This window comes from Rhodococcus sp. PSi06 (genome assembly GCF_054960675.1).
This window is the reverse complement of the sequence record NZ_JBHNYO010000030.1, coordinates 1-3,075: the sequence shown is the minus strand read 5'-3', so window position 1 is coordinate 3,075 and position 3,075 is coordinate 1. Positions and strand designations below refer to the sequence as shown.

Genomic DNA, 3,075 nt, shown 5'->3' with positions numbered 1-3,075 from the left:
AACCGTTTCGCGTTTAGTGCCGCTTCGTTCTTTGCAAAGGACAAAGCACCTGTCTAAGCGTTACCCGGCCCAGCAGATCCTCTCGGCCCAATCCTCACCGCGAATCAATTTATCCGGTGCATCGCCTCGCCGACGTCGCTCTTGCGAGCCTACGAGCGGCTTGATCCTGCGGGATTTGAACAGCCATTGCCCGTCACGGTCTGCGCCCTCTAGGTCGCGGAACCCGCGCTTCTCCTCGTCACCGCCAGGCTCACTCTCCACCTGATCAATGCCGCCAGGTCGATCACGTCGAATGCTTCGGGCACGAACTCAACCCCAGGCACCAGCGACTGTATAGCCCCTGAACGGCGCGCTGAACTGCCCAAAGAACCCAACGGCACCCTTCTCTTTTCGGCCAAAAAGATGAGTAAGTGATGAGTTACGGGTCCGCAACCGTCCGATGACAGCGCGGGGATACCTTCACAGTGTCCGTCTGCACAGGTCAGAGCGGTAAAAGCCGCGAACTTGACTCTTAAGATTTGCGATTAAGAGTCAAGTCTCCGAAACGCCCTACGCCGCTTGAGAACCCGCAGGTCACGGAGCTGTCCATCTCCGCGAAGCTTGCGGATGCCCAGCCATGCCCGCACGAAAAAAGTGCCCCTGAACAGCGTAAACGCTGTTCAAGGGCACTTGATGTGCGCCATCAGGGATTCGAACCCCGGACCCGCTGTACAAGAGATGACAATTCAAGTGGATGCAGTCACGTCCATCATCGGCCCGTTGAGCTGGGTGTTCGGCGAATCGAGTGACCACCTGTGTCCGTCTGTGTTCATGCGAGTTCGACCCAAAGTAATGAGTAAAAGATGACCTTCAGCAACCCGCTCCCAGTCCACTGACGTCCCGCAAGATCTTGCACCGTCTAAACGGACCGCCGTGGATATTCGACTCCACCATGTTTCAAAGTGATGAGTTCGGAACCTTCTGAAACTACGTACTTCGGGACTACCTGCTGAACCGCACGGACCGATAACTCGCACATTTGCGACGCGACATAGTGCCGATAGCAAAGAGACCGAGTCAGCTGCATGAGCTGCGGGCGATAGATCACCCTCTCCTGGAGGCGACACCAACTACTACACGCCCGGTAGTATGAAGGTGGCGGTAAACGTCGATGCGCGCATTCGCCGCGGGCAGGGGCCAATCGACGGGAGTAGCTGCATAACCCGACGACACTGTCGCCGTCGGCTCGAAGGGGGGATCCACCATGAAGTCCACAGCGTCAGACCCGCTCCTACTCGGACACGGGACGGTGTACAAACCGCAGCACGACTCGCACATGCTTGCCGAAGCCGTCCTTGCCCGCGGCATTCCGAACAACTCACGGGTACTGGACCTGTGTACGGGGTCTGGAATTCAAGCCCTGACCGCCGCGACGCTCGGGGCTCATCGAGTACTGGCAGTGGACATCTCACCGGCAGCCGTCGAATCGACGAGGGCTGCCGCGCGGCGACTCGGCCTCGATATCGAAGCGCGTCAGGGCGACCTCTCCGTCGCACTGACACACGGCCCCTACGACGTCGTACTGTGCAATCCCCCGTATGTACCGAGTGCGCACCTACCACCCACCGAAGGCCCCTCGGTGGCGTGGGATGCAGGGGTGGACGGGCGAGCGTTCCTGGATCCACTGTGTCGTGCGGCTCCAGACCTACTGTCCGACAACGGGTTCCTCCTACTGGTCCATTCCGAACACGCTGACGTTCCGAAGTCGCTTGCGATGATGGAGGAAAGAGGCTTGACAGCATCGATCGTGGCCAGGCAAACCATCGGATTCGGACCGGTCTTGCTAGCGCGCGCCGCGTGGCTGGAGGCCAACGGCCTCATCGTGCCAGGATGCCGGATCGAAGAGTTGGCAGTGATATTGGCCCAGAAAAACATTGGTACCTAATTCGTCCCCTCGAGCGAACATGACTCACCCTGCGACGTCCGTCGCCGCCGCTGTTCGACGGGCAACCGGCCCTGAGCACCAGAGCGAGTGGTCTCGTCACTGCAGGGCGGCGGCGAGGTCCGTCAGTGCAGCGGTCTCCGCGCCAGGGTCGGGGGTGCTCGACCGGATTGCGGTGAGCACTACGTCGATACGCGAGTCGAGCGCTGTCCACCCCGCAGCGTCGAGCGGCTGCAACGCGGGTTGATCGTCGTCCCAGGTGGTTTCGAGCTTCTTCGCAGCAGTTTTCGCCTCGTCCTGCTGACCGGACCGAACTGCCCAGGCAGTGTCGTCGACGATCGCGCGGAGCTCGGTGACCTGCTGCGGCGGGAACTTCGCGATCGCCTCCCCCGGCGCGAGATCGGTGATCGCAGCCCCCGAACCCTCCGCCTCACTTACCGGCGCTGTATGTGGCTGCGCAGACGCCCACGACAGAAGCCCCGCCGTGGCAACCGCGACTGCCGCGAAATAGACCAGCATCGCGCGCTCACGGCGCGCGTCTGTGGCGACCGGTTCGGGCTCGACACGGTGGTTCCCGATCACGTCTCGTTTCGTTCGCGTCAGATACAGCACCGTAGCCAGGATCGCGACCAGGAACACAGCACTGGTGACGAATGTGCCCAGCCCGAGACCGTGCTCAGTGGCCGGTTGGGCGAACCAGTCACCGAGATTCGCCCCCAGCGGACGGGTGAGGATATAGGCCAACCAGAACGCCAACACCGCGTTCGCGCCGAGCCGCCAACCGGCGACGACCGCCACGATCAAGCCGGCGGGCAGAAGTACCGACGTGCCCGGGCCCCACCCGGTGATACTCAGCGTCCAATCGCCCGCCGCGGTCCCGAGCGCGAACGTCACCAGAATCGCCAACCAGTAGAACAGCTCTCGGGGCACAGCGACGATGCTGTGAATCGACAGGGTCCGCTCCCGCACGAACCACACCCCGAACACCACCGCCAACAACGCGGCGAACACCGACATACTCACCGCCAACGGAACACCGCGACTGTCGGTGAGGATGTCGGTGTACAGCGTTCCCGTGACACTGAGCACCACCACCGTCAGCCAGTACACGGCAGGCACGTACTTCGACAGCAAGATCTGAACCGCAAGCACCG

2 protein-coding genes are annotated in these 3,075 nt (G+C 61.8%); one reads left to right on the top strand and one right to left on the bottom strand.

Annotated elements, in window-relative coordinates; all coding sequences use genetic code 11:
• Positions 1-1,243: 1,243 nt before the first annotated feature.
• Positions 1,244-1,924: a HemK2/MTQ2 family protein methyltransferase gene (locus ACFI9K_RS24890; protein ID WP_032368252.1), complete on the top strand. Its 681-nt coding sequence runs from the start codon at positions 1,244-1,246 to the stop codon at positions 1,922-1,924.
• A gap of 96 nt (positions 1,925-2,020) precedes the next feature.
• Here the strand turns inward: ACFI9K_RS24890 and ACFI9K_RS24885 are convergent.
• On the bottom strand, positions 2,021-3,075 hold a 1,055-nt coding region (locus ACFI9K_RS24885; protein ID WP_462665981.1), incomplete at its 5' end, for a COG4705 family protein.

Excerpts from the sequence above, each read along its gene's own strand:
- ACFI9K_RS24890 (WP_032368252.1), top strand. The coding sequence starts at position 1,244 with ATGAAGTCCACAGCGTCAGACCCGCTCCTACTCGGACACGGGACGGTG.